The organism is Vibrio cholerae ATCC 14035 (genome assembly GCF_000621645.1).
Taxonomy (GTDB): Bacteria; Pseudomonadota; Gammaproteobacteria; order Enterobacterales; family Vibrionaceae; genus Vibrio; species Vibrio cholerae.
The window spans coordinates 57773-80100 of the sequence record NZ_JHXR01000001.1; the positions used below are offsets into that span (position 1 = coordinate 57773).

The following is a 22328-nucleotide window of genomic DNA, read 5'->3' on the forward strand; positions in this document are numbered from 1 at the left end:
AGATGCGCTATTTTTCAGGAATCGACAGCAGTACCAGTAGCGCGCCATCACCGCCAAACTCAAGTGGGGCTTGGTGGAACGCCAGCACATCGGGGTGCTGCGCCAACCAGAGTGGGACGTTCTGTTTCAAGATGTGCTTGCCAATACCGTGCTGCACACAAGCACAGTGCACATTCTCCTTTAGGCAGTAGGCGATCATCGCTCCCAATTCGCGTTTTGCTTCTTGCTGAGTCATGCCGTGCATATCCAAAAACACATCGGGCACATACACACCGCGGCGGAGCCTTTTCACTTCGTACTTGGAGACATCACTGCGCGCATAGCGGGTCGGCCCTTCATCGGTCAGATGAGGCATAAACTCGTCAGAAAAATAGAAATCATTGTCGGAGGCTTCACGCTCGGTACGGCGGATTTCTTTTTGCTTGGGATTTCTGTTTGGTGCGTGGAGTATGGTATCCTGACGCAACTTTTTTACGCCCTTTACTTCGTCACGAAACAGTGAGAAATCGTCGTCAAGATTATCTTTATCGCTCTTGTTATGGGTAATTCGGTGATCGTTTTTGCTCATTAGGGTGACGTGTTTTTGTTACTGTAAATGGATGACGCGGTATTGTAGCGCTTTTTGGAGGCAATTTTGGATAAGATTTTCGTTGAGGAAGCGGTTTCTGAACTGCATACCTTGCAAGACATGATTCGTTGGACTGTGAGTCGATTTAACGCTGCGAACCTGTTTTATGGTCAAGGCACGGACAACGCTTGGGATGAAGCGGTACAACTCATTCTGCCAACGCTCTATCTGCCGATTGATGTGCCTCCGCATGTGCTGAGTTCGCGCTTAACCAGCAGCGAGCGTTTACGTGTGGTAGAACGCGTGATCAAACGCATTAACGATCGTACCCCCGTGGCGTATCTGACCAACAAAGCGTGGTTTTGTGGCCTTGAGTTTTTCGTTGACTCGCGAGTACTGGTTCCGCGTTCGCCGATCGGAGAGCTGATCCAAAACCGCTTTGAACCTTGGTTGACAGAAGAGCCAACCCGCATCATGGATCTGTGTACCGGCAGCGGTTGTATCGCGATTGCTTGTGCCAATGCTTTCCCAGAAGCAGAAGTCGATGCGATTGATATTTCAGTCGATGCGCTGAACGTCGCCGAGCAAAACATTCAAGATCACGGTCTAGAACAGCAAGTTTTCCCTATCCGTTCCGATCTTTTCCGTGATTTGCCACAAGAGCAGTATGACCTGATTGTGACCAATCCACCTTATGTGGATCAGGAAGATATGGATAGCTTACCAAGTGAGTTCCGTCATGAACCTGAGCTCGGTCTTGCTGCGGGCAGTGATGGCTTGAAACTGGCTCGCCGTATTCTGGCTAATGCCCCACTGTATCTAAAAGAGAACGGGATTTTGGTGTGTGAGGTTGGTAACTCCATGGTGCATATGATGGAACAGTACCCGCACATCCCATTTACGTGGTTAGAGTTTGAAAATGGCGGTCACGGCGTATTTTTGCTGACTCGTGAACAGCTTATCGACTGTGCGGCGGATTTTGCGCTGTACAAAGATTAATGATGACACGCTGAATGGATGCCAACGCCGACCTTTGAGTCGGCGTTTTTTATGGCATATAAACAGCCGAAAGACCTTGGACAAGGTGGTGAATAGCACCATTAGGCGATGAAAACGGTCGAATCTGGTCATTTTTAGGACTTTACATCACAAAGCATTAACGCCACTATGAAGCCACGAAGAACAGTTAATCAGTGAAACTGGAGTTTCACTGTGCATTGAGGAAGTCATGGCAGGAAACAGTATCGGACAACATTTCCGAGTCACCACATTCGGAGAAAGTCACGGTATCGCACTGGGATGTATTGTCGATGGTTGCCCACCGGGGCTCACCATCAGCGAAGCGGATTTACAAGTGGATCTTGACCGTCGTCGCCCCGGCACATCGCGTTATACCACCCAGCGTCGCGAGCCGGATGAAGTCAAAATTCTCTCTGGTGTGTTTGAGGGCAAAACCACAGGCACATCGATTGGGCTATTGATCGAAAACACTGACCAACGCTCTAAAGATTATTCGGATATTAAAGACAAATTCCGTCCCGGACATGCGGACTACACCTATCATCAAAAGTACGGTGTGCGAGATTACCGTGGCGGCGGCCGTTCATCGGCACGTGAAACCGCCATGCGTGTTGCGGCGGGAGCGATTGCCAAAAAATACCTGCAGCAAGAGTTTGGCATTGAAGTGCGTGCTTACTTGTCGCAAATGGGGGAGGTCGCGATTGATAAAGTGGATTGGAATGAGATTGAAAACAACGATTTCTTCTGCCCTGATGTCGATAAAGTGGCTGCGTTTGACGAGCTGATCCGCGAGCTGAAAAAAGAAGGCGATTCGATCGGCGCCAAAATCCAAGTGGTTGCTACTGGCGTTCCAGTTGGCTTGGGTGAGCCTGTGTTTGATCGCTTAGATGCGGATATTGCCCATGCCTTGATGAGCATCAACGCCGTGAAAGGAGTCGAGATTGGTGATGGCTTTGATGTAGTGCGCCAAAAAGGCAGCCAACATCGTGACCCGCTCACTCCACAAGGTTTCCGCTCTAACCATTCCGGTGGCATTTTAGGCGGTATCTCTAGCGGGCAAGATATTGTTGCTAATATTGCGTTGAAGCCAACGTCCAGCATTACCGTGCCGGGTGAAACAATTGATGTTAACGGTGAGCCAACCGAGCTTATCACCAAAGGTCGTCATGACCCTTGTGTGGGGATTCGCGCTGTACCGATTGCAGAAGCCATGTTGGCGATTGTGCTGATGGATCATCTGCTGCGTCATCGTGGTCAGAACCAAGGTGTCGTAACGACAACACCGAAAATTTAGTGATGCGCTAACCCCTGTAAAGAGCCCAACGCCCTCGATTGAGGGCGTTGTCATATCCGCTTAATTTACCGCCGGGGCAGGCTAGTGAATGGAGTTCTCGGTTTCTAAATGGAAAGAGGGCAGACGCCATTTAAAACGCACCGCAGCCATCCGCAAAGTGTAACCGACCACCAGAGTGACCACTGTGCTTACCACATCACTGACACCAAATTCAAGCAAGGCGAGATACAGTCCCGATGCCAACAGAGCAATCGAGGCGTACAACTCTTCATGCAATACCAAAGGTGGTTGACGGCAAATTAAATCGCGCAGCAAACCACCAAACACGCCAGTGACTACCGCAGAAACTAAACAGATGCCGGGGTGCAGTCCCATGCGCATCGCCACTTGCGTACCGATGATCGAAAACACAATCAGCCCCAGCGCATCAAGACGAATAAACAGGCCTTTGAGCTTGATGACCCACTTATAGACCCAAGTGGTCAGTACGCCCGCGACACAAGTAATCGCCAGATATTCAGGATTCTTTACCCAGCCGAGTGGGTAGTGGCCCAGCAAAATATCGCGCACTGTACCACCGCCAATCGCAGTAGCGCTGGCAACCAGCATGACGCCAAACCAGTCCATTTTGCGACGGCCGGCACTCAAGGCTCCGGTCATGGCTTCCGCCGTGATCCCAATGATATACAAAACACTCAGCAGCATGCATCACCTCATTCAACAGCAGAGGATATATACCCTTCCTACTTGAAGCTGCAGCGGTGTTGGCGGCGTTCACTTTCCCTAATCGCTTATCTATGTTCCTAGGGATGAACTTATGGGCCGTCTACCTACAACGCCAAGTAGTTTGGTATAGAAAAATTAAGGCGAAATTCTAGGTTTTATCTTAGGCAATAAACAATGATTTTTTATAAGGTGAAGGTGACTTTAATTAGTAAAACTAATGTCTTGCTGATAGTTCTCATTCCAATTGATTCCTAATAGAAGCCGATGGTTTGCGGTTTAGCTCTTTACCCGATGAGAAAAAATCTCCAGAATGCACGCCGTCACCCATATTGACTATGTACTATGAACCATCAATACCAAGACCTCATTGATATTTTCAATCAGACGTTTTACGCCGATTACAACACCAAGCTGGAGTTGGGCGGCGATGAGCCCATTTATTTACCGGCGGATGAACGAGTCAGTTACCACCGGATTATTTTTGCTCGTGGCTTTTATGCTTCCGCTTTGCATGAAATCGCTCACTGGTGTGTGGCTGGGCCGCAACGGCGTCTGCTTGAAGATTTTGGTTACTGGTATGAGCCGGATGGTCGTACTGCACAAGTGCAGGCGGAATTTGAAAAAGTGGAAATTCGTCCGCAAGCTTATGAGTGGATTTTAGCCATAAGCGCAGGCTTTCCCTTTACCGTAAGTTGTGACAACCTCAACGGTGATTTTGAGCCAGACCGTTTGGCTTTTATGAGCAAGGTACACAGTGAAGTGCTCAAGATTCTTGAACAAGGTTTACCGCAGCGAGTGAAGATGTTGTCGGAGGCGTTACGCGCTTTTTACCAAACGCCCGCCTTACTGCCTGAACACTTTGCGGTTAAATAACCCTAGGTGAAAACCATTTATCCATTAACGAGAAGCTGATGATTATTGAATTTGAAGAGAAACTGCTGGATCTGATTGATGCACAAGTCGTTAACGCGTCCAGTGATGAGCTGTTTGCGGGTGGCTATTTACGTGGACACATTTCACTTTCTGCGGCGCAGTGTGAAGAGGAAGGGATCACCGAACTTGATGTGCTCAAGCAACGCATTGAGCAAAGTTTAGAGGCGGCACGCTCAGAGTTGAGCCCTGCCGACCGCGCGATTGTGGCTGAGCTTTGGCAACAGCTGGCCGCGCAGGCGTAACCAAACCATCCAGTTTGATCGCGAAAGCCACTATCATTAGGGCAAGCAGTAGGGCAAGGCTTTCGCGATTTCCCACGTTTTCGCTCCACTCTCCAGTGCTAAAAGTGAGTTGTTCAAACTTTCTGAACAACTAAGTAAAAAAATCAGGATTGTTGCGCATCCATTTCCCGACTAATCTTGCTTTAACACTAGTCAGGGGAAACCACCATGAAAATTATTGCCTTCGGTGCCAGCACCAGCTCAACATCTATTAATAAAGCGCTTGCCACTTTTACCGCCAATCTTGTCGATGGCGCACAGGTACAAGTGCTGAATATTAACGATTATTCTGTACCTATGTTCAGCGAAGATCTGGAAAAAGAGATCGGTCAAGCGGAAGGAGCCCAAGCCTTTTTACGCGACCTTGCACAAGCAGATGCTTTCGTGATTTCGTTTGCTGAACACAATGGTCACTACCCTGCGGCGTACAAAAACCTGTTCGATTGGGCAACTCGTATCAATCGCGCTCTGTTTGGTGATAAGCCAGCGGTGTACCTGTCTACTTCTCCAGGCCCTGGTGGTGCGAAGTCCGTGCTTGCTGCCGCTACCGCTTCAGCGCCTTTCTTTGGGGGGAACGTAAAAGCATCGGTTTCAGTGCCTAGCTTCTACGATAACTTCGATCTCGAGCAAGGGGTTGTGACCAAGCCTGAGATTGTTGCTGAGCTGAAAGCGGCGGTGGCTAAGCTCTCTGCCTAAGAAAAATTGTCCATTAAGTCCTAAATGTCGAAAGCCTCGCACTGCGAGGCTTTTTTGATCGGCGGTGATTGCCTTTATCAGACTTTTTGTGTGAGCGCTTTGCCTTTACGCAGCTTTCGAACCCACATCCGACTAGGGTGTAACTGTTCGAGCAAATCTACGCCTAGTGGCATGGGGTCGCCACACATTTGCGAAGCAAGAAGTTCTGCCATCAGCGGCGCGCTACTTAAACCGCGTGAGCCAAGCCCGACCAACGCATAAAGTTGCGGATAGAGCGCGATTGGCTCGGCTTCTTGCTGCTGAGCTAAATCGCGATATTGCTCGGTGATTTTCGAAAATTCGCCGACATTGCCGACAAAAGGCAGATGATCGCGACTCACACAGCGCACGCCTTGGCGTGATTGATTGCCGCCGACATCCACTTCCAATGGCCAAGTTTGCTCAGGCAAGCAGTGAATTAGCTTTTGTGCATTTTCGCGTTGTGCTTGCGGATCAAAAGTCGCATCAAGGTGCTGGCGATCATAACTTGCGCCAATACAGTGATACCCATTTTGTTGGCTGACCGGAGTCATATAACCATCGTAACAGAGCACGCTGTTGATTTTGCTCAGCGTCTCTGTGGTCGGGATGTGGCTCACTTGGCCTTTCACTTTGCCAAGTGGTAACTCTGCGGTTTGTGACAGGCTGTCAAATTGATGGCCACTGGCAATCACCACACACTGATGTGACATGAGTGTGTCGCCACTGCGCAGTTGCCACAGTTGAGTCTCTGGCTGCCAAGTCAATTCATCAATCGGAGTCTGATAATGCGCAGTGAGCTTGCCCTGCTGCGCTAAAAGATGGATTAAGCCTTGAGTCAGCTCTGCTGGGCAGAGCCAGCCTCCGAGCGGATAATGCACACTGGCTTTATCCACTGGCACGCCGACTTGTTGATTGGTTTGCTCTGCGGATAAACCACGCACTAATTGTGTTGGGAAATCCCCCTCAAGCATGCTCTTGAGTTTGTCCGTTGCTTTTTCATCCCACATTAATTGAGTCACGCCGCACCAATCGTGGTCAAAGTTTATCTGCTCCGCCGCTTGTTCAATCCATTGGCGGGCAAACAGAAAGGCAGGCGCAAACACTCGTGAAACCGCGTTGTGATCGCCACTGAGTAGCGGATAGACCGCGCCTTGTCGGTTACCGGATGCACCTTGCGCTGGTTTCTCATCGGCGCAGTAAAGCGTGACGGCAACACCGCGTCTGGCTAAGGTTGTCGCTAGCGTGGCACTGGCGATACCACCGCCGATGATGGCCACCTCTTGTAGGCCGTGAGTGGCCTCAAAACGAAATTCGGGTGCGATATTGGTGTAAGGTACTTTTTCACTCAGGCTGCCGGCGATCATTTCACGCTTAGTGCCAAAGCCTTTGACCTTTTTCATCGCAAAACCCGCGTCAATCAAGCCGCGGCGGACAAAGCCAGCCGAAGTAAAGGTGGCGCAGGTACAGCCATGTTTCGCCAGTTTCGCCATACCTGCAAACAGGCCTTGATTCCACATCTCGGGGTTTTTGCTGGGAGCAAAACCATCGAGGAACCATGCATCCACTAAGCCTTGCTCTTGTGTTGCGACTTTCGGCAGGCAGTCTTTGATATCGCCAAACCAGAGATCGAGCGTGATGAGCCCATCATCCAACACAATCCGTTGGCATTCTGGAATGGCTAACGGGTAGTGCTTATGCAGTTTTTGTGCGAATTGCGCCAGCTCCGGCCACGCTTGATGCGCTTGAATTAAATCGCTTTTACTGAGCGGGTATTTTTCAAAACTGATGAAATGCAGCTCTTTGAGTTTGGCATCGGGATTGGCTTCACGAAACGCGACAAACGCTTGCCACACCGCCAGAAAATTCAGGCCAGTACCGAAGCCAGTTTCTGCAATCACAAATCGTCTTTGGTCATCGTTGTGCCATCTTTGTGGGAGATGATTCTGCTCAAGGAACACATAGCGCGTCTCAGCCAGACCATTGACGTTAGAGAAATAAACATCGTCAAATTGATCGGAGACGGGGGTTCCTGCGTCGTTCCAGCCAAGCTGGGCGTGTGAAATGGATGACATAATGAACAAATTCTATGAAATCAGGCTGAATATGGCTCGAGATTGTACGAATTTATGGGAAAGCTGACCACTTCTGTTATCCTTCTTCGATATCATCTAGCCAAATTTACATAATAGGAATGTTACATGAAACGAGTCGTCATCACCGGTATGGGTATTATTTCGAGTATCGGTAACAACGTCGAAGAAGTTTTGGCCTCACTAAAAGCTGGCAAGTCAGGCATCACCGCCTCTGAACAGTTTAAAGAGCATGGTTTGCGTTCACAGGTTTGGGGCGATTTAAAAATCAACCCAGAAGAACATATCGATCGTAAGCAAATGCGCTTTATGGGTGATGCGGCTGCGTATGCATACCTATCTCTTGAACAAGCGATTGCTGATGCGGGTTTAACCCCTGAGCAAGTGTCGAACGACCGTACTGGTATCGTTGCTGGCTCTGGTGGCGCATCTTCTGAAAACCAAGTTATCGCAGTCGATACTCAGCGTGAAAAAGGCGTAAAACGCGTGGGTCCTTACATGGTGCCTCGTACCATGTCTTCTACCGTTTCTGCGTGTTTGGCTACGCCATTCAAAATTCGCGGTGTGAACTACTCAATCAGCTCAGCTTGCGCGACTTCGGCGCACTGTATTGGTAACGCGGTTGAGCTTATCCAACTGGGCAAGCAAGACATCGTGTTTGCTGGTGGTGGTGAAGAGCTGTACTGGTCACAAACCATGATGTTTGATGCGATGGGCGCACTATCCACCAAATACAACGAAACACCAGAAAAAGCGTCGCGCACTTACGATGCCGATCGTGATGGTTTCGTGATCTCTGGCGGCGGCGGCATGGTGGTGGTTGAAGAGTTGGAACACGCTCTGGCGCGCGGCGCAAAAATTTACGGTGAAATCGTCGGTTACGGCGCGACTTCCGATGGCTACGACATGGTTGCTCCATCGGGTGAAGGCGCTATCCGTTGTATGAAAATGGCGATGCAAGGCGTGGATAAGATTGATTACATCAACACCCACGGCACATCAACCCCAGTCGGTGATGTGAAAGAACTGGGTGCAATCCAAGAAGTGTTTGGCGGCAATAGCCCAGCGATTTCTGCAACCAAAGCGATGACCGGTCACGCATTGGGCGCTGCGGGTGTGCATGAAGCCATCTACTCAACACTGATGCTGCACCACGGCTTTATCGCTCCAAGTATTAACATTGATACCTTGGATGAAGCGGCGCAAGGTCTGGATATTGTGACGGAACTGCGTGAGCAAGAGCTGACTACTGTGATGTCTAACAGCTTTGGTTTTGGTGGTACAAACGCAACTTTGGTTATCAAAAAATACCAAGGTTAAGCGCACCAGATCCAACACAGTTTCCAGAACAGATTAGTTTCGCTAATCGAACAGACGCAGACTCTGTCCCATGGAGAGCGGGATAGGATCCTTTTGTTCTGGATGTTTGCCCGGCGGCCTAGGTCGTCGGGTATTTTTATTCTCGACAGCCTCCGTGCTTTTCTGCACAATGCCTGCAACTTTGATTGCCGCAAATTCCCACTATGAAAATTCTGATTGATGAGAACATGCCTTACGCTCAAGCGCTGTTTAGTCAGCTTGGCGAAGTGATCTTAAAACCCGGCCGTACCTTAACCGCCGATGATCTGATTGATGTCGATGCCTTAATGATTCGCTCAGTCACCAAAGTCAATGAAGCTCTCCTTGCTAAAGCGAATCGCTTGAAGTTCGTGGGTACCGCGACCGCGGGTATGGACCATGTTGACCAAGCTCTGTTAAGAGAGCGTGGCATCTTCTTCACGGCGGCTCCTGGCTGTAACAAAGTCGGTGTTGCGGAATACGTGTTCAGCGTGCTCATGGTGCTTGCGCAGCAGCAAGGGTTCTCGGTTTTCGATAAAACGGTAGGCATCATCGGTGCTGGCCAAGTGGGTAGCTATCTTGCGAAGTGTCTCTCTGGCATTGGCATGAAAGTGCTGCTCAATGATCCGCCTAAGCAAGCGCAAGGGGATGAGCGAGAATTTACCGAGCTGGAAACCTTACTTAAACAAGCAGATGTGATCACCCTGCATACGCCGATTACCCGCGACGGTGAGTGGCCAACCCATCATCTGATTGATGCGGCAATTCTTGAGCAACTGCGCAGTGACCAGATTTTAATTAATGCGGCGCGTGGCCCTGTAGTGGATAACGCGGCGCTGAAAGCGCGTTTACAGAAAGGCGATGGTTTTACCGCTGTATTAGACGTGTTTGAGTTTGAACCGCAAGTGGATATGGAATTGCTACCGCTGCTCGCATTTGCCACTCCGCATATTGCCGGTTATGGCCTTGAAGGTAAGGCGCGTGGTACCACCATGATTTTCAATAGCTACTGCGAGTTTCTTGGCAGTGCACACTGTGCAAACCCAGCAAGCTTGTTACCCAAAGCGCCTGTGCCCAAAGTTTATCTAGACCGAGCATGGGACGAGGAAACACTGCGTACGCTAACTCAAATTATTTATGATGTGCGTAAAGATGACGCACAGTTTCGCCGCGAGATTCACCAACCCGGAGCGTTTGACTTAATGCGCAAACACTATTGGGATAGACGTGAATACAGCGCGGTGACACTAGCTGGAGGCGCTGATTGTCATTTGGCTCCTTTGGCTAAACTCGGTTTTCAAGTAGAGGTATGTGATGAGCCAACAATTTAATGTTGCCATTTTTGGCGCAACCGGCGCTGTAGGCGAAACCATGTTGGAAGTACTGCAGGAGCGTGAGTTTCCTGTGGATGAACTTTTCCTGCTGGCCAGTGAGCGCAGTGAGGGAAAAACCTATCGCTTCAACGGTAAAACCGTGCGTGTGCAAAATGTCGAAGAATTTGACTGGTCGCAAGTGCATATTGCGCTGTTTTCTGCCGGTGGTGAGCTTTCTGCCAAGTGGGCTCCGATTGCCGCAGAAGCGGGTGTCGTGGTGATCGACAACACTTCACATTTCCGTTACGACTACGACATTCCTCTTGTAGTACCTGAAGTGAACCCAGAGGCGATTGCCGAATTTCGTAACCGCAATATTATTGCTAACCCAAACTGCTCAACCATTCAGATGCTTGTCGCGCTAAAGCCGATTTACGATGCGGTGGGGATTGAACGTATTAACGTGACGACTTACCAATCGGTCTCAGGTGCTGGGAAAGCTGGGATTGATGAGTTAGCAGGACAAACCGCTAAACTGCTCAATGGCTATCCAGCGGAAACACAAGCATTTAGTCAGCAGATCGCGTTTAACTGTATTCCACAAATCGATCAGTTTATGGACAACGGTTATACCAAAGAAGAGATGAAGATGGTGTGGGAAACCCAGAAAATCTTCAATGATCCTTCAATCATGGTCAACCCAACGTGCGTACGTGTACCGGTATTCTACGGTCATGCGGAAGCCGTACATGTGGAAACTCGCGCGCCAATTGATGCTGAGCAAGTGATGGATATGCTAGAGCAAACCGATGGTATTGAGCTGTTCCGCGGTGCGGATTTTCCAACGCAAGTGCGTGATGCTGGCGGTAAAGACCATGTGTTGGTTGGGCGTGTAAGAAATGACATTAGCCACCATAGTGGAATCAACTTGTGGGTAGTGGCGGATAACGTGCGTAAAGGTGCTGCCACCAATGCGGTGCAAATTGCAGAGCTGCTCGTACGCGATTACTTCTAAGCTTTTCATCAAGTTATAAAAAACCCACCATTCGGTGGGTTTTTACTATCTGGTTCGGTTTACAGAGCGTAAAGCCTATGGTTATTTCTTCGGCTTGTGAGCGTTAGGATTGTCTTTGCAGCTACCATCACTGCCACATTTGCCGTACAAATAGAGGCTGTGGTTAGTCAGTTGCACATTGTATTTCGCCGCGATCTCTTTTTGACGTTGTTCAATCACATCGTCAGAAAACTCGATGACTTCGCCACAATCTAAACAGACTAGGTGGTCATGGTGATGCTGAGTTGAAAGCTCAAATACTGACTTGCCGCCTTCAAAATGGTGACGAGTGACGATACCAGCATCATCAAATTGGTTGAGAACACGGTACACTGTGGCAAGACCAATCTCTTCGCTGAGATCAATCAACTTTTTGTACAGCTCTTCAGCACTAATATGTTGGCACTCTGGCTGTTGTAAAACTTCTAAAATCTTAAGCCGTGGGAGGGTAACTTTAAGACCAGCATCCTTTAGCGCTTGGTTATTGTCTGACATATACTTTCCTGTTGATGTTCTGCAGTGATACATCCGTTCTACATGAAATGGCAATCGTATTGGCTGCGTTGTCAAACCCACCTCAACCGTTGCTGTAGTGGGGATCACTCACTTGCCGTCTACCTGCATCTCAATTCGTTTGGGTATAACAGAAGTCAATGTTGCTTTGCATTATAGGTGAGTCACCGCGAACAATAAACCACGAACTTCAAGAGGTTAATGGGAAACCTGCAAAGTCGAGGCAAATCACTGAACAAAGTGCTCTTACCAGTTACAATAATTTAACAACGATAGCATCATTATTAGGCAGCAACCATGATGCATTGATTACTGCTGCCTTACACGAAGTCTAGGGCACTCAGGGTATGAATAAAACACTCTCTAAGCTTTATCAACCGAATATTGTGAAGTGGGCACTAAACTCTTGGCCTCCATTTTGGGGCGCTGGGATCCATATCGAATCGATCAGTGCGGATTTTCGCGAAGTTCGCATCCGCTTGAAATTACGCTGGTGGAATAAAAACGCCAACCGGACTCAATACGGCGGCAGCATTTTCTCACTGACGGATCCCGTTTATGCCTTGATGCTGATGGGCATATTGGGGGAGCGTTATTACGTATGGGACAAAGAAGCGAGCATTAACTTCATTAAACCGGGTGATACGGATCTCTTCGCCGAATTTCGTATCACCCAAGAGATGTTGGATTGGATCTTGGCGTCCACAGCGGAAGGCGATAAATGCTTCCCTGAATTTATTGTGCATGTCAAAAACGCTCGTGGCGAAGTGGTTTCGGAGGTGCAGCGCAAGCTTTACGTGCGTAAAAAACCGCAATATCGCGAAAGTGTCAGCGAGTGTATTGAGTAACCGTCATCGGTTTTGGCGTCGGCACAAAGCAATCCAAGCTTCGGCGGTTTTTGAAACATAACGTTCGCGATGCCAAACCACGCCCAAACGCCAATCTATAGCCGGTGTGATGGGGTAGATTAATACGCCATCCCCTTGAATCCTTTGACAAAGCGGCGCTGGAAGAAAGCACACGCCAACCCCGCTTTTGACTAATGCCACCAAAAAATCCCACTGGCTACTGCGCGCGGCGACTTGTGGCGTATAGCCCGCTGCTTGGCAGCAGGTATGAATGTGGTCACTTAGAGTAAATTCATGGGTAAACAGATAGAAAGGCTCTTGGCTGATCTGCGCCCAAGTGAGTGTGGTGAGTGATCGCCAGAGAGGAATATCGGGGACCACGGCAAAAATAGGGTAATGATCGAGGGCAACCGTATTGAGATCGGGATGCTGATTAGGGGAAAGCATGGTCACGGCCACATCAATATCACCGTCTAAGATCGCTTGTTCTATCTTACGTCCGCCATACTCCACCACCGTTAATTCGACGTTAGGGTACGTTTGACGATATTGACGAAATAACCGTGCGTAAACATGCCCCACCATGGGCGGGATGCCTAAACGCAAATGGCCGCGATGCAGTTGGTTTAAATCCGTGAGTTCCGCGTCCAGTTGCTGCATTTGAGTTAAGATCTGCTGCGCTCTTTGATAGACAATCTCTCCGGCTTCAGTCAGCCAGAAGCGTCGTCCTTCACGATGTAGAAGGGGTTGTTCTAACTCCTGCTCCAAATTACGGATCATCTTACTGATGGTTGGCTGAGTCACAAACAGGCGCTCAGAGGCTTTGGTAAAACTCTGCTGGTTAACCAGTTCAACGAAGTAGCGTAGGGCGCGGATATCCATCAAAAGTCTCTTTGTATGCCTAAATGGCATGAATTAAATAAATTTAAGTCATTTTATGCTGGTAATCGCCCGGAATACAATGTGACCCAGTTCCCATTTTATCTAGGCAACCTTAATGCAAAACGTTACGCGTACTTTTCAGTTCAAGCATAGCCTACTGATTGTCGTTCAAGTGGCGGCACTTTCACTGATTTGGTTTTTCTCCGATTGGTTGGTCAATCAGTTTCAACTGCCGTTACCCGCCAATTTAACGGGAATGCTGATTTTGTTGTTACTGGTTATGCTCAAAGTAGTGAATGTTGAGTGGTTTCGGCGCGGGGCGAGCTGGTTGCTGGCTGAAATGTTGCTGTTTTTTGTTCCGGCTGTCGTGGCGGTAGTGAATTACCAAGACTTAATGCGCCAAGAGGGGATTAAAATTGCTGTGGTTTTAGTGGCCAGCACCATCTTGGTGATCGCATCGACGGCTTGGGTCGTCGATAAAATGCATCGAGTTGAGCTGGTTTTAGCGAGACGTAAACGTCGCCAGATAGCGCTGGCGCGCAGTGTGGAGAAGTAGAACATATGTCGACTTCATTACTCAGCCTTTTCTGTTTTCTGCTCACGTTACTGTTTTACTATGCGAGTAAATTTCTTTATCGACGTAAACGCAGTTTGTTGCTGATGCCGCTGTTACTCGCGCCATTGCTGCTCGTCATCGTGGTGATGATGTTTCATATTCCTTACCAAGCTTACATGGCCGATGCCCATTGGCTACTGTGGTTACTGGGCCCAGCAACCGTCGCTTTTGCCGTTCCGGTTTACGATAACCGGGCGTTATTGCGTCAGCACTGGTTATCCTTATCCGTTGGTGTCGTGGTATCGGTGCTGGTGGCTATTTCAAGTACGGTGTTGTTGGCGCGTTGGCTCAACCTTCCTGACTTGCTGCAACGCAGCCTTGCTATGCGTTCTATTACCACTCCTTTTGCGGTAGAAGCGACGAAATCGATTGGTGGACAAAGTGATCTAACCGCGCTGTTTGTGGTACTGACAGGGGTCATTGGCATGGCTGTTGGTGAGATAATCCTCACCGTGCTTTCTATTCGCTCTCGCTTAGGGAAAGGAGCAAGTTTAGGGGCTTCAGCTCATGGTGCCGGCACGGCTAAAGCCTATCAAATCGGTAATTCAGAGGGTGTGGTGTCCAGCGTAGTGATGATGTTGGCGGGCATGGTAACTGTGGTGATCGCTCCTTGGATTGGGCGCTGGTTTTGGTGATAGGCAGAGATTGAAACTCCCCTAATAAAAAATCCCCTGCTGGGCAGGGGATTTTTTATTTTGACTCTGCAAATTAGTCTTCAAGTTCAGCGAGACACATCTCTTCATAAACTTGGTTAACCCATTTGGTCACGCGTTGCTCAGTTAGCTCTGGCTGGCGATCTTCATCGATACACAGACCGACGAAGTGATTTTCATCCACTAGGGCTTTAGAAGCTTCAAATTCGTAACCTTCCGTTGGCCAGTGGCCGACAATGGTTGCGCCTTTCGCTTGAATGATGTCACGTACGGTGCCCATCGCATCGCAGAAGTACTCTGCGTAATCTTCTTGGTCACCACAACCAAAAATGGCAACAAGCTTAGTTGAAAAATCAATGGCTTCTAGCTCAGGGAAAAAGTCGTCCCAGTCGCACTGTGCTTCACCGTAGTACCAAGTCGGGATACCCAGCAACAGCAGGTCGAAGTTATTGATGTCTTCTTTGCTGCTTTTGGCAATATCTTGTACGTGAACCAGTTTTTTACCGAGTTGTTTTTGAATCATCTTTGCAATAGCTTCGGTGTTGCCGGTGTCGCTGCCAAAGAAGATACCTACACTTGCCATAGAATCATTACCTTTAGAATGTTAAAGAGTCGCGAAGCCTTGCGGAGCTTAACCTAGTCCGCTGCCTTCCCAAGTCAATTGAATTATGCCTTTGGCGACAAAGCCTGCGCACCCTAAAAAGAGAACCAACCACACAATACGACGCCCGAAAGGGGGAACATTACCTTGTTTCAACACATCTTTAATCGCCATGCCAATCAAGAAGAAGATTGAGGCAAACAGCAGATCGAGTCCTACAGACTCCAACATGTTCATGTAGTCGTAAAGCATGATATTCCTTTATGCCAAATTGCTTGCGCGCACTATACCACTGTTATCTGACAAAGTTAATGCGCGTAGTGTTTCTCAATTCACACTTGATTGCCTTAAACGGGCACATCAATAAATTTACGGATTGCACGTATAACTTCAGCGGGTTTTTCCGCGTGCAGCCAGTGTCCCGTGTTTGCGATCACATGAGCTTTGGCTTGGCTAAACTGGGCTTGCACCATGGGCTGATGTTGTGTGGTCAGATAATCCGAATCTGCCCCTTTAATAAATAAGGTTGGAATCCGGCATTTGGCGATGATATCCCAGCCTAAAATCTCTGCATAATGTGCTTTGAGTGCCGCAACATTGAAGCGCCATGTCATCACGTTCTGTTCCGACATTAAAGATTTGCCGAGAAATTGTCTAACGCCTTCTTGCTCAATATGTTGCGCTAAAATTGCCATCACTTCACTGCGTGACGTGGGCTTTTGCACTAACACCGCTTCGAGTCCAGCAAACACATTGTCGTGACGCCGTTGGCTATACGCGACAGGTGACATGTCCAGCACCACTAATTGACGGACTTTTTCTGCGGCAATATCGGCTAATTTCATGGCCACTTTTCCGCCCATCGAGTGACCGATCACCACTACCGAAGTGAGGTTGAGGTGTTCAAGCAACTGGTTTACGTCTTGTGCCATCAACGCGTAATTGTGCTCATCACTGTGGAAGGATAGCCCGTGGTTACGCAGATCCAAGCTCAGTACTTGGTGATCGTTTTTCAGATCGCGCGCAAGCAAGCCAAGATTATCCAAGCTACCAAATAAGCCATGGATCAAAACAACGGTCTCACCGCTGCCTTCAAGTTTGTAGTTAAGAAGTGCTGACATTTTATCTTATTAGTGATTGGTTTAACGTAGAGTCTCAGTCAAGATCTCGCTATAATCCCCGAAAGTTTAAACATAGAGATTGTGAAAAGCGAATGAAAACAATTGAGGTTGATGAGGATCTATACCGTTACATTGCGAGTCAGACTTTGCATATTGGTGAAAGTGCCTCCGATATTTTGCGTCGTCTTCTCAATGTAGATGGTGAATTAGCCACTGCTGCGCCTGCTGCTGAGCCGAAAGGGATAGTCGTAAGCAAAGATGCCGCTTTCGATACCAAAATTGATGGTGTTAAAGCGATGCGTTCACTGCTGATTTCCGATGAATTTGCCGGGCTAAAAAATGCGATCGATCGCTTCATGCTGATTCTGTCTACTCTTCATCGCATCGACTCTGCGAGCTTTTCTGAAGCGACTATGTTCAAAGGTCGCAAGCGCGTTTACTTTGCTGATAACGAACAGACGTTGCTTGCCAGCGGGCAAACAACCAAACCTAAGGCGATCCCAAATACGCCGTTTTGGGTGATCACCAACAACAACACTAGCCGCAAGCAACAGATGGTTGAACAGGTGATGGTGCGCATGGGCTTCCCAAGCGACATTATTGAGAAAGTTACCCATTCCATTTGAATTTTGCTGATTACAGCCCAAAATTCTGATTCAAGCCTCATAATGCGTAGTGCTACACCGCTATTATGAGGTTTTATTTTATGTGAAATTTAAAGAAAGGATGTCACTATGGCTATGCACCCTCGTGCTGGACAAAAGGCGCGACAAGAGGATCTCCATAATATCCCTGCGCTAGTTGCAAATTACTACCTACTCCAGCCTGAAGCTGGCAATACGGCGCATAAAGTTGAATTTGGTACGTCGGGACACCGAGGTACGGCCGATAAAACTACCTTTAATGAGCATCATATTCTTGCGATTGCGCAAGCGGTAGCGGATGTGCGCCATGAACATGGTGTGACTGGCCCAATCTTTATTGGCAAAGATACTCATGCGCTGTCTGAACCTGCATTCAGTAGTGTTCTGGAAGTGTTGATTGCCAATGGCATTGAAGTGATTGTGCAAGAAAACAACGGTTACACACCAACGCCGGGCATTTCACACGCTATTTTAACGTACAACCTGAAGCATGCAGATAAAGCGGACGGCATTGTGATTACCCCTTCGCACAACCCGCCACAAGATGGTGGCATCAAATACAACCCACCACACGGTGGCCCGGCGGAAGGGGAGTTAACCCAAGCGATTGAAGATCGTGCCAATGCTTACATCAGTCAGCAGCTTGCTGGTGTAAAACGCATGCCGATTGCGTTGGCTAAACAATCCGAGTTGCTCAAGCAAGTCGATTTGGTTAAGCCTTACGTTGATGATCTGGTCAATGTGGTTGATATGGCGGCAATCCAAAAGGCCAAGCTCAAAATTGGGGTCGATCCTCTGGGTGGCAGTGGCATTGATTACTGGCGTCAAATTGGCAACGCTTACCAACTCGATTTAACGCTGGTCAGCGAAGCCATTGATCCAAGCTTCCAATTCATGTCATTAGATAAAGATGGCGTGATCCGTATGGATTGCTCTTCTCCATATGCCATGGCGGGTTTGCTGGCCCTGAAAGATGAATACGACTTGGCTTTTGGTAACGATCCTGACTACGACCGTCACGGCATTGTGACCCCTAAAGGCTTGATGAATCCGAATCACTTCCTCGCGGTGTGCATTGATTATCTGTACCGTCATCGTCAAGGTTGGGCGGGCCATGTTGCCGTCGGTAAAACGCTGGTTTCCAGTGCGATGATTGATAAAGTGGTTGCCGATCTTGGCCGCGAACTGTGTGAAGTTCCAGTAGGCTTCAAATGGTTTGTTGATGGGCTCTACTCTGGTCGCTTTGGTTTTGGCGGTGAAGAGAGTGCGGGGGCTTCTTTCCTGCGTCAAGATGGCACGCCTTGGTCTACCGACAAAGATGGGATCATTTTGTGCTTACTGGCAGCGGAAATTACCGCTGTGACCGGCAAAAATCCGCAACAGTATTATGATGAATTGGCAGCTAAACACGGTGATTCTTATTACAGCCGTATTCAAGCCGTGGCGAATGGTCCACAGAAGAATGTGCTAAAGAAACTGTCTCCTGAAATGGTGTCGGCTCAAACGCTAGCGGGAGATGCAATTACGGCTCGCTTGACTCATGCTCCGGGTAATGGCGCAGCCATTGGCGGCCTCAAAGTGACTACGGATTATGGTTGGTTTGCGGCTCGTCCATCTGGCACAGAAGATATCTATAAGATTTATTGTGAGAGCTTCAAAGGGGCTGAGCACTTAAAACAAATTGAATCTGAAGCGCAGCAGATCGTAAACCAAGTGTTTAAAGACGCGGGTTTATAATGTGATGAAATGAATCAGGGGCGATGAGATCGCCCCTTTTTTATGTCTCTTAACGCTGTGGCCACTGGTTTGGCACAATAAACCAGAATTTCCCAGATTCAGATTGGCAATGCACAAACCCATCTGCGTGTTCTGTATAAGGTTCAGAGTCTGCTTTCCGTCCCGTCAACCAATCTGACTTTTCAAGCTGATATAAAGGTTCATCGATTAAGTGCTGCTCACGCTGGAAACACCAATAGCCTTGAATCTGGCTAGTATTGAGCGGGTAGCCAAGACAATCGGTCGGGATTGGCTCATCAGAAAATGGATTGGTATAAAGACGACCCTGCATTAATAAATGTTGTGATGCACCAGCCCAGAGTGGATGTTGTTCAATAAAAAGCGGATGTTGTGATAGCGGCAGTTGGTGGTTGAGCATATGGTCAAGTTTGATATCCAAACGATCTTCGGCATTGGGGCCGTACCAACATCCTTGGTGGAGCAGATAAAATTTGACTGCCACTTCCCAATGTTCATAGTGTTCAGTTTTACGGTTTTTAGCTAAAAAATCCAATGAACCGACGGTTTTTCCTTCATTAATGAGCTGAATTTCTTCTGAAACCGCATTGTAAAATGGCGTTTCGGTGAATAATTGAGCGCAAAGATGTTGATAGAGAAAGCCTAATCGTGGATTGCCCTGATAGTCTGGCCACTGCTCTCGTGTTGTTTTGCTAAATGGCGCTTTGCTGACCAAAGGCGCTTTGGCTTGAAATAGGGCAGGGGTGCGAATCACCCAATCCATTAAGTGTTTTAACTCCATCTGATCACCACCACTTTTTGACATATTTCGACATTCTAGCCTGAAATTGTTATAACCACGCCACCTCTGTTGCTCAATGGATTACAAGATGAACAATTTACAGCTAGAAGCGTTGCTAAATGAGACATTGTCCCCACAGTTAATTAAAGATTATTGTCCTAATGGTTTACAAGTCGAAGGTAAAGTGGAAGTCAAACGAATTGTCACCGGTGTGACCGCTAGCATGGCTTTAATTGAAGCTGCGATTGAGTTGAAAGCTGATGCTCTTCTGGTTCACCACGGCTATTTTTGGAAAAATGAACCCGAGGCCATTCGAGGTATGAAAGGTCGCCGGATACGTACGCTTATCCAAAATGATCTTAATCTGTATGCCTACCATCTACCTTTGGATATTCATCCACAGTTGGGCAACAATGCTCAGCTTGCGCAGCGACTCGGGATTTGCGTTGATGGTGGGTTGGAAGGGCATCCTCAATCAGTTGCGATGTTTGGGCACTTTTTACAACCGTTAACCGGAGAAGAATTAGCTCATCGGATTGGCCAAGTCCTGAATCGTACTCCTTTGCATATTGCTCCCGATCAAGCCGATAAGCTGATTGAAACTGTCGGTTGGTGTACGGGTGGTGGGCAAGACTATATTGAACTCGCGGCTAGCCGAGGTTTAGATGCCTTTATTTCTGGAGAAATCTCGGAGCGTACAACCTATTCGGCACGTGAACAGTCGATCCATTACTTTTCCGCAGGTCACCATGCTACCGAGCGCTACGGAATTAAAGCACTAGGGGAATGGCTCGCGGAAAATCACGGCTTTGATGTGACCTTCATTGATATTGATAATCCAGTTTAGAACAATAAAAAAGAGCGAGAAAATCTCGCTCTTTTGCTTTTGAATCAATGATTAACTGCGTTCATGCAAGGGTGTGAAATCGCGCAGTTTTTGACCTGTGTACAACTGACGTGGACGACCGATACGGTTGTCCGGATCGCTGTGCATTTCATTCCAGTGAGCAATCCAACCGATAGTACGAGACATCGCAAAGATCACCGTGAACATAGACACAGGAATACCAATGGCTTTGAGAATGATGCCTGAGTAGAAATCGACGTTAGGATAGAGTTTCTTCTCAATAAAGTACTCATCAGACAGCGCAATACGCTCAAGTTCCATCGCGACGTCGAGCAGTGGATCTTGAATGCTTAGCTCTTTCAGCACTTCATGACACGCTTCACGCATTACAGTGGCACGTGGATCGTAGTTTTTGTACACTCGGTGACCAAAGCCCATTAGACGGAATGGGTCATCTTTGTCTTTTGCACGTCTTACGTATTCAGGAATCTTATCAACAGAGCCGATCTCTTCAAGCATACGTAGACAAGCTTCGTTTGCGCCACCATGTGCAGGGCCCCAAAGAGAAGCGATACCTGCTGCGATACACGCAAATGGGTTAGCACCCGATGAACCTGCCAGACGTACAGTCGATGTCGATGCGTTTTGTTCATGATCCGCATGTAGAGTGAAAATCTTGTCCATGGCACGAGCCACGATAGGATTCACTTCATACTCCTCACAAGGTGTGGCAAACATCATGTGCAGGAAGTTTTCTGCATAGCTCAAATCGTTACGTGGGTAGATAAACGGTTGACCAACTGAGTATTTGTAACACATCGCAGCCAAGGTCGGCATTTTGGAAAGCAGACGATAAGCCGCAATTTCTCGGTGGGTGTCGTTATTGATATCGAGTGAATCATGATAGAAAGCAGCTAACGCACCCACCACACCACACATCACAGCCATCGGGTGAGCATCACGGCGGAAACCGTGGAAAAAGCTCGCGATCTGTTCATGAACCATAGTGTGACGAGTAACGATTTTCTTGAACTCTTCATATTGCTTACGATTAGGGGCTTCACCGTAAAGAAGGATGTAACACACTTCCAAGTAATCAGCGTTATTGGCTAACTGATCGATAGGGTAGCCGCGGTGCAACAGAATGCCCTTAGCGCCATCGATATAAGTAATTTGAGATTCACAGGATGCAGTGGCAAGAAAACCCGGGTCAAAAGTAAAGTAACCGTTTGAGCCTAAAGTACGAACGTCAATCACTTGTGGACCAAGCGATCCATCCATAATTGGTAATTCGATTGGCGCTTTACCTTCGATGTGAAGGGTCGCTTTCTTATCCGCCATAACCATCTCCTTTGTTTATTATTTAATCCGTCCAGGATGTTTTGTGTGTGATTCTTGTACGTCCGATCTTAATCAAAGTCAATTATTCTCCTCTGATGTGTGCACTCACTTTGATTTTTTATACGTATAAAGTTAAAAATCTGTTCTGTGTAGCAAAAATTGTTACAGCAATTGTATTAGAATGTTGCAGTCCGTATAGTGACACAGAAAATTCTGTGAGAGACCTTATAAATTCAAGGCTAGAAAGAAATTTAACTTATAGATTTTAGACTTGGGTGTAACATTTAAACTACAATTAAGTCGCCGATTTGGCGGTTGAAATGTTGAATAAATGTTAAATTATGCGCATTTTCGACCAGAATTCATCCATAACTATAAATGCTCAATGGAGC

The 22328-nt window shown here is 47.9% G+C and carries 24 protein-coding genes; 14 read left to right on the forward strand and 10 right to left on the reverse strand.

Features of this window, described 5'->3' with window-relative positions; translation table 11 throughout:
• Positions 1–7: 7 nt before the first annotated feature.
• Complete coding sequence (smrB, locus tag T411_RS0100375; RefSeq protein ID WP_000041521.1) at positions 8–568, reverse strand: endonuclease SmrB; 561 nt, start codon at positions 566–568, stop codon at positions 8–10.
• Between the two features lie 66 nt (positions 569–634).
• Between smrB and prmB the strand changes: the two genes are divergently transcribed.
• On the forward strand, positions 635–1567 hold the full coding sequence (gene prmB, locus T411_RS0100380) for a 50S ribosomal protein L3 N(5)-glutamine methyltransferase (RefSeq protein WP_000357782.1): 933 nt from the start codon (positions 635–637) through the stop codon (positions 1565–1567).
• Between the two features lie 229 nt (positions 1568–1796).
• The gene (gene aroC, locus T411_RS0100385; RefSeq protein WP_000918437.1) at positions 1797–2882 is read left to right on the forward strand and encodes a chorismate synthase; all 1086 of its coding nucleotides are present in this window, start codon (positions 1797–1799) and stop codon (positions 2880–2882) included.
• Positions 2883–2963: 81 nt separating this feature from the next.
• Here the strand turns inward: aroC and T411_RS0100390 are convergent, their stop codons facing one another.
• On the reverse strand, positions 2964–3587 hold the full coding sequence (locus T411_RS0100390) for a trimeric intracellular cation channel family protein (protein ID WP_000927463.1): 624 nt from the start codon (positions 3585–3587) through the stop codon (positions 2964–2966).
• A 363-nt stretch (positions 3588–3950) separates the two neighbouring features.
• Here T411_RS0100390 and T411_RS0100395 point away from each other — a divergent pair, with 363 nt between their 5' ends.
• The 3 genes from T411_RS0100395 (at position 3951) to T411_RS0100405 (ending at position 5518) form a co-directional block, all read left to right on the forward strand.
• Positions 3951–4481, forward strand: a complete 531-nt coding sequence (locus tag T411_RS0100395; protein WP_001016499.1) for an elongation factor P hydroxylase — start codon at positions 3951–3953, stop codon at positions 4479–4481.
• 38 nt (positions 4482–4519) lie between these two features.
• Complete coding sequence (locus T411_RS0100400) at positions 4520–4783, forward strand: YfcL family protein (RefSeq protein ID WP_000582706.1); 264 nt, start codon at positions 4520–4522, stop codon at positions 4781–4783.
• 207 nt (positions 4784–4990) lie between these two features.
• Positions 4991–5518, forward strand: a complete 528-nt coding sequence (locus tag T411_RS0100405; RefSeq protein WP_000690957.1) for an NADPH-dependent FMN reductase — start codon at positions 4991–4993, stop codon at positions 5516–5518.
• A 77-nt stretch (positions 5519–5595) separates the two neighbouring features.
• Here the strand turns inward: T411_RS0100405 and mnmC are convergent, their stop codons facing one another.
• Complete coding sequence (gene mnmC, locus T411_RS0100410; RefSeq protein WP_000095118.1) at positions 5596–7611, reverse strand: bifunctional tRNA (5-methylaminomethyl-2-thiouridine)(34)-methyltransferase MnmC2/FAD-dependent 5-carboxymethylaminomethyl-2-thiouridine(34) oxidoreductase MnmC1; 2016 nt, start codon at positions 7609–7611, stop codon at positions 5596–5598.
• A 126-nt stretch (positions 7612–7737) separates the two neighbouring features.
• On the opposite strand from mnmC, the gene fabB reads away from it, so the two are divergent.
• The 3 genes from fabB to T411_RS0100425 all read left to right on the forward strand — a co-directional run bounded on the left by fabB (position 7738) and on the right by T411_RS0100425 (position 11295).
• On the forward strand, positions 7738–8949 hold the full coding sequence (gene fabB / locus T411_RS0100415) for a beta-ketoacyl-ACP synthase I (RefSeq protein ID WP_000832701.1): 1212 nt from the start codon (positions 7738–7740) through the stop codon (positions 8947–8949).
• A gap of 203 nt (positions 8950–9152) precedes the next feature.
• The gene (locus T411_RS0100420) at positions 9153–10298 is read left to right on the forward strand and encodes a 4-phosphoerythronate dehydrogenase (RefSeq protein WP_000697487.1); all 1146 of its coding nucleotides are present in this window, start codon (positions 9153–9155) and stop codon (positions 10296–10298) included.
• Positions 10282–11295, forward strand: coding sequence for an aspartate-semialdehyde dehydrogenase (locus T411_RS0100425; protein ID WP_000082626.1), 1014 nt, complete (start codon positions 10282–10284; stop codon positions 11293–11295). The genes T411_RS0100420 and T411_RS0100425 overlap by 17 nt, the downstream gene beginning before the upstream one ends.
• An 81-nt stretch (positions 11296–11376) precedes the next feature.
• On the opposite strand, the gene fcrX is transcribed toward T411_RS0100425, so the two are convergent.
• Positions 11377–11829: a ferric iron uptake transcriptional regulator FcrX gene (gene fcrX, locus T411_RS0100430; RefSeq protein WP_001282830.1), complete on the reverse strand. Its 453-nt coding sequence runs from the start codon at positions 11827–11829 to the stop codon at positions 11377–11379.
• Positions 11830–12194: 365 nt separating this feature from the next.
• Between fcrX and T411_RS0100435 the strand changes: the two genes are divergently transcribed.
• The gene (locus T411_RS0100435; protein WP_001044400.1) at positions 12195–12695 is read left to right on the forward strand and encodes a DUF4442 domain-containing protein; all 501 of its coding nucleotides are present in this window, start codon (positions 12195–12197) and stop codon (positions 12693–12695) included.
• A 3-nt stretch (positions 12696–12698) separates the two neighbouring features.
• Here the strand turns inward: T411_RS0100435 and T411_RS0100440 are convergent, their stop codons facing one another.
• Positions 12699–13577, reverse strand: coding sequence for a LysR family transcriptional regulator (locus T411_RS0100440; protein ID WP_000354569.1), 879 nt, complete (start codon positions 13575–13577; stop codon positions 12699–12701).
• A gap of 115 nt (positions 13578–13692) precedes the next feature.
• Here T411_RS0100440 and T411_RS0100445 point away from each other — a divergent pair, with 115 nt between their 5' ends.
• Together T411_RS0100445 and T411_RS0100450 are read left to right on the forward strand one after the other, a co-directional pair.
• On the forward strand, positions 13693–14133 hold the full coding sequence (locus tag T411_RS0100445; RefSeq protein WP_001181838.1) for a CidA/LrgA family protein: 441 nt from the start codon (positions 13693–13695) through the stop codon (positions 14131–14133).
• Between the two features lie 5 nt (positions 14134–14138).
• Entirely contained in the window at positions 14139–14828 is a 690-nt protein-coding gene (locus T411_RS0100450) for an LrgB family protein (protein WP_000107912.1), read from the forward strand.
• 73 nt (positions 14829–14901) lie between these two features.
• Here the strand turns inward: T411_RS0100450 and fldA are convergent, their stop codons facing one another.
• From fldA to T411_RS0100465, 3 genes are all read right to left on the reverse strand, one after another.
• On the reverse strand, positions 14902–15429 hold the full coding sequence (gene fldA, locus T411_RS0100455; protein WP_000179037.1) for a flavodoxin FldA: 528 nt from the start codon (positions 15427–15429) through the stop codon (positions 14902–14904).
• A gap of 48 nt (positions 15430–15477) precedes the next feature.
• The gene (locus T411_RS0100460) at positions 15478–15699 is read right to left on the reverse strand and encodes a DUF2788 domain-containing protein (RefSeq protein ID WP_000965050.1); all 222 of its coding nucleotides are present in this window, start codon (positions 15697–15699) and stop codon (positions 15478–15480) included.
• Between the two features lie 95 nt (positions 15700–15794).
• Complete coding sequence (locus T411_RS0100465) at positions 15795–16568, reverse strand: alpha/beta fold hydrolase (RefSeq protein ID WP_001275057.1); 774 nt, start codon at positions 16566–16568, stop codon at positions 15795–15797.
• Between the two features lie 92 nt (positions 16569–16660).
• Here T411_RS0100465 and seqA point away from each other — a divergent pair, with 92 nt between their 5' ends.
• Complete coding sequence (gene seqA, locus T411_RS0100470; RefSeq protein WP_000848401.1) at positions 16661–17194, forward strand: replication initiation negative regulator SeqA; 534 nt, start codon at positions 16661–16663, stop codon at positions 17192–17194.
• A gap of 108 nt (positions 17195–17302) precedes the next feature.
• Positions 17303–18949, forward strand: coding sequence for a phosphoglucomutase (alpha-D-glucose-1,6-bisphosphate-dependent) (pgm, locus tag T411_RS0100475; RefSeq protein ID WP_001240728.1), 1647 nt, complete (start codon positions 17303–17305; stop codon positions 18947–18949).
• Between the two features lie 49 nt (positions 18950–18998).
• Here the strand turns inward: pgm and T411_RS0100480 are convergent, their stop codons facing one another.
• Positions 18999–19772, reverse strand: coding sequence for a DUF1853 family protein (locus T411_RS0100480; protein WP_000045419.1), 774 nt, complete (start codon positions 19770–19772; stop codon positions 18999–19001).
• Positions 19773–19836: 64 nt separating this feature from the next.
• On the opposite strand from T411_RS0100480, the gene T411_RS0100485 reads away from it, so the two are divergent.
• On the forward strand, positions 19837–20595 hold the full coding sequence (locus T411_RS0100485) for a Nif3-like dinuclear metal center hexameric protein (protein ID WP_001061710.1): 759 nt from the start codon (positions 19837–19839) through the stop codon (positions 20593–20595).
• A 51-nt stretch (positions 20596–20646) separates the two neighbouring features.
• On the opposite strand, the gene T411_RS0100490 is transcribed toward T411_RS0100485, so the two are convergent.
• Positions 20647–21936 (reverse strand): citrate synthase, encoded by a 1290-nt coding sequence (locus T411_RS0100490; protein WP_000763930.1) that lies wholly within the window; start codon positions 21934–21936, stop codon positions 20647–20649.
• Positions 21937–22328: the final 392 nt, after the last annotated feature.

What these genes read in the sequence shown, in the direction of transcription:
- smrB (WP_000041521.1), bottom strand. Translation starts at nt 568, where the DNA reads ATGAGCAAAAACGATCACCGAATTACCCATAACAAGAGCGATAAAGAT.
- aroC (WP_000918437.1), top strand. Translation starts at nt 1,797, where the DNA reads ATGGCAGGAAACAGTATCGGACAACATTTCCGAGTCACCACATTCGGA.
- T411_RS0100390 (WP_000927463.1), bottom strand. Translation starts at nt 3,587, where the DNA reads ATGCTGCTGAGTGTTTTGTATATCATTGGGATCACGGCGGAAGCCATG.
- T411_RS0100395 (WP_001016499.1), top strand. Translation starts at nt 3,951, where the DNA reads ATGAACCATCAATACCAAGACCTCATTGATATTTTCAATCAGACGTTT.
- T411_RS0100400 (WP_000582706.1), top strand. Translation starts at nt 4,520, where the DNA reads ATGATTATTGAATTTGAAGAGAAACTGCTGGATCTGATTGATGCACAA.
- T411_RS0100405 (WP_000690957.1), top strand. Translation starts at nt 4,991, where the DNA reads ATGAAAATTATTGCCTTCGGTGCCAGCACCAGCTCAACATCTATTAAT.
- mnmC (WP_000095118.1), bottom strand. Translation starts at nt 7,611, where the DNA reads ATGTCATCCATTTCACACGCCCAGCTTGGCTGGAACGACGCAGGAACC.
- fabB (WP_000832701.1), top strand. Translation starts at nt 7,738, where the DNA reads ATGAAACGAGTCGTCATCACCGGTATGGGTATTATTTCGAGTATCGGT.
- T411_RS0100420 (WP_000697487.1), top strand. Translation starts at nt 9,153, where the DNA reads ATGAAAATTCTGATTGATGAGAACATGCCTTACGCTCAAGCGCTGTTT.
- T411_RS0100425 (WP_000082626.1), top strand. Translation starts at nt 10,282, where the DNA reads ATGAGCCAACAATTTAATGTTGCCATTTTTGGCGCAACCGGCGCTGTA.
- fcrX (WP_001282830.1), bottom strand. Translation starts at nt 11,829, where the DNA reads ATGTCAGACAATAACCAAGCGCTAAAGGATGCTGGTCTTAAAGTTACC.
- T411_RS0100435 (WP_001044400.1), top strand. Translation starts at nt 12,195, where the DNA reads ATGAATAAAACACTCTCTAAGCTTTATCAACCGAATATTGTGAAGTGG.
- T411_RS0100440 (WP_000354569.1), bottom strand. Translation starts at nt 13,577, where the DNA reads ATGGATATCCGCGCCCTACGCTACTTCGTTGAACTGGTTAACCAGCAG.
- T411_RS0100445 (WP_001181838.1), top strand. Translation starts at nt 13,693, where the DNA reads ATGCAAAACGTTACGCGTACTTTTCAGTTCAAGCATAGCCTACTGATT.
- T411_RS0100450 (WP_000107912.1), top strand. Translation starts at nt 14,139, where the DNA reads ATGTCGACTTCATTACTCAGCCTTTTCTGTTTTCTGCTCACGTTACTG.
- fldA (WP_000179037.1), bottom strand. Translation starts at nt 15,429, where the DNA reads ATGGCAAGTGTAGGTATCTTCTTTGGCAGCGACACCGGCAACACCGAA.
- T411_RS0100460 (WP_000965050.1), bottom strand. Translation starts at nt 15,699, where the DNA reads ATGCTTTACGACTACATGAACATGTTGGAGTCTGTAGGACTCGATCTG.
- T411_RS0100465 (WP_001275057.1), bottom strand. Translation starts at nt 16,568, where the DNA reads ATGTCAGCACTTCTTAACTACAAACTTGAAGGCAGCGGTGAGACCGTT.
- seqA (WP_000848401.1), top strand. Translation starts at nt 16,661, where the DNA reads ATGAAAACAATTGAGGTTGATGAGGATCTATACCGTTACATTGCGAGT.
- pgm (WP_001240728.1), top strand. Translation starts at nt 17,303, where the DNA reads ATGGCTATGCACCCTCGTGCTGGACAAAAGGCGCGACAAGAGGATCTC.
- T411_RS0100480 (WP_000045419.1), bottom strand. Translation starts at nt 19,772, where the DNA reads ATGTCAAAAAGTGGTGGTGATCAGATGGAGTTAAAACACTTAATGGAT.
- T411_RS0100485 (WP_001061710.1), top strand. Translation starts at nt 19,837, where the DNA reads ATGAACAATTTACAGCTAGAAGCGTTGCTAAATGAGACATTGTCCCCA.
- T411_RS0100490 (WP_000763930.1), bottom strand. Translation starts at nt 21,936, where the DNA reads ATGGCGGATAAGAAAGCGACCCTTCACATCGAAGGTAAAGCGCCAATC.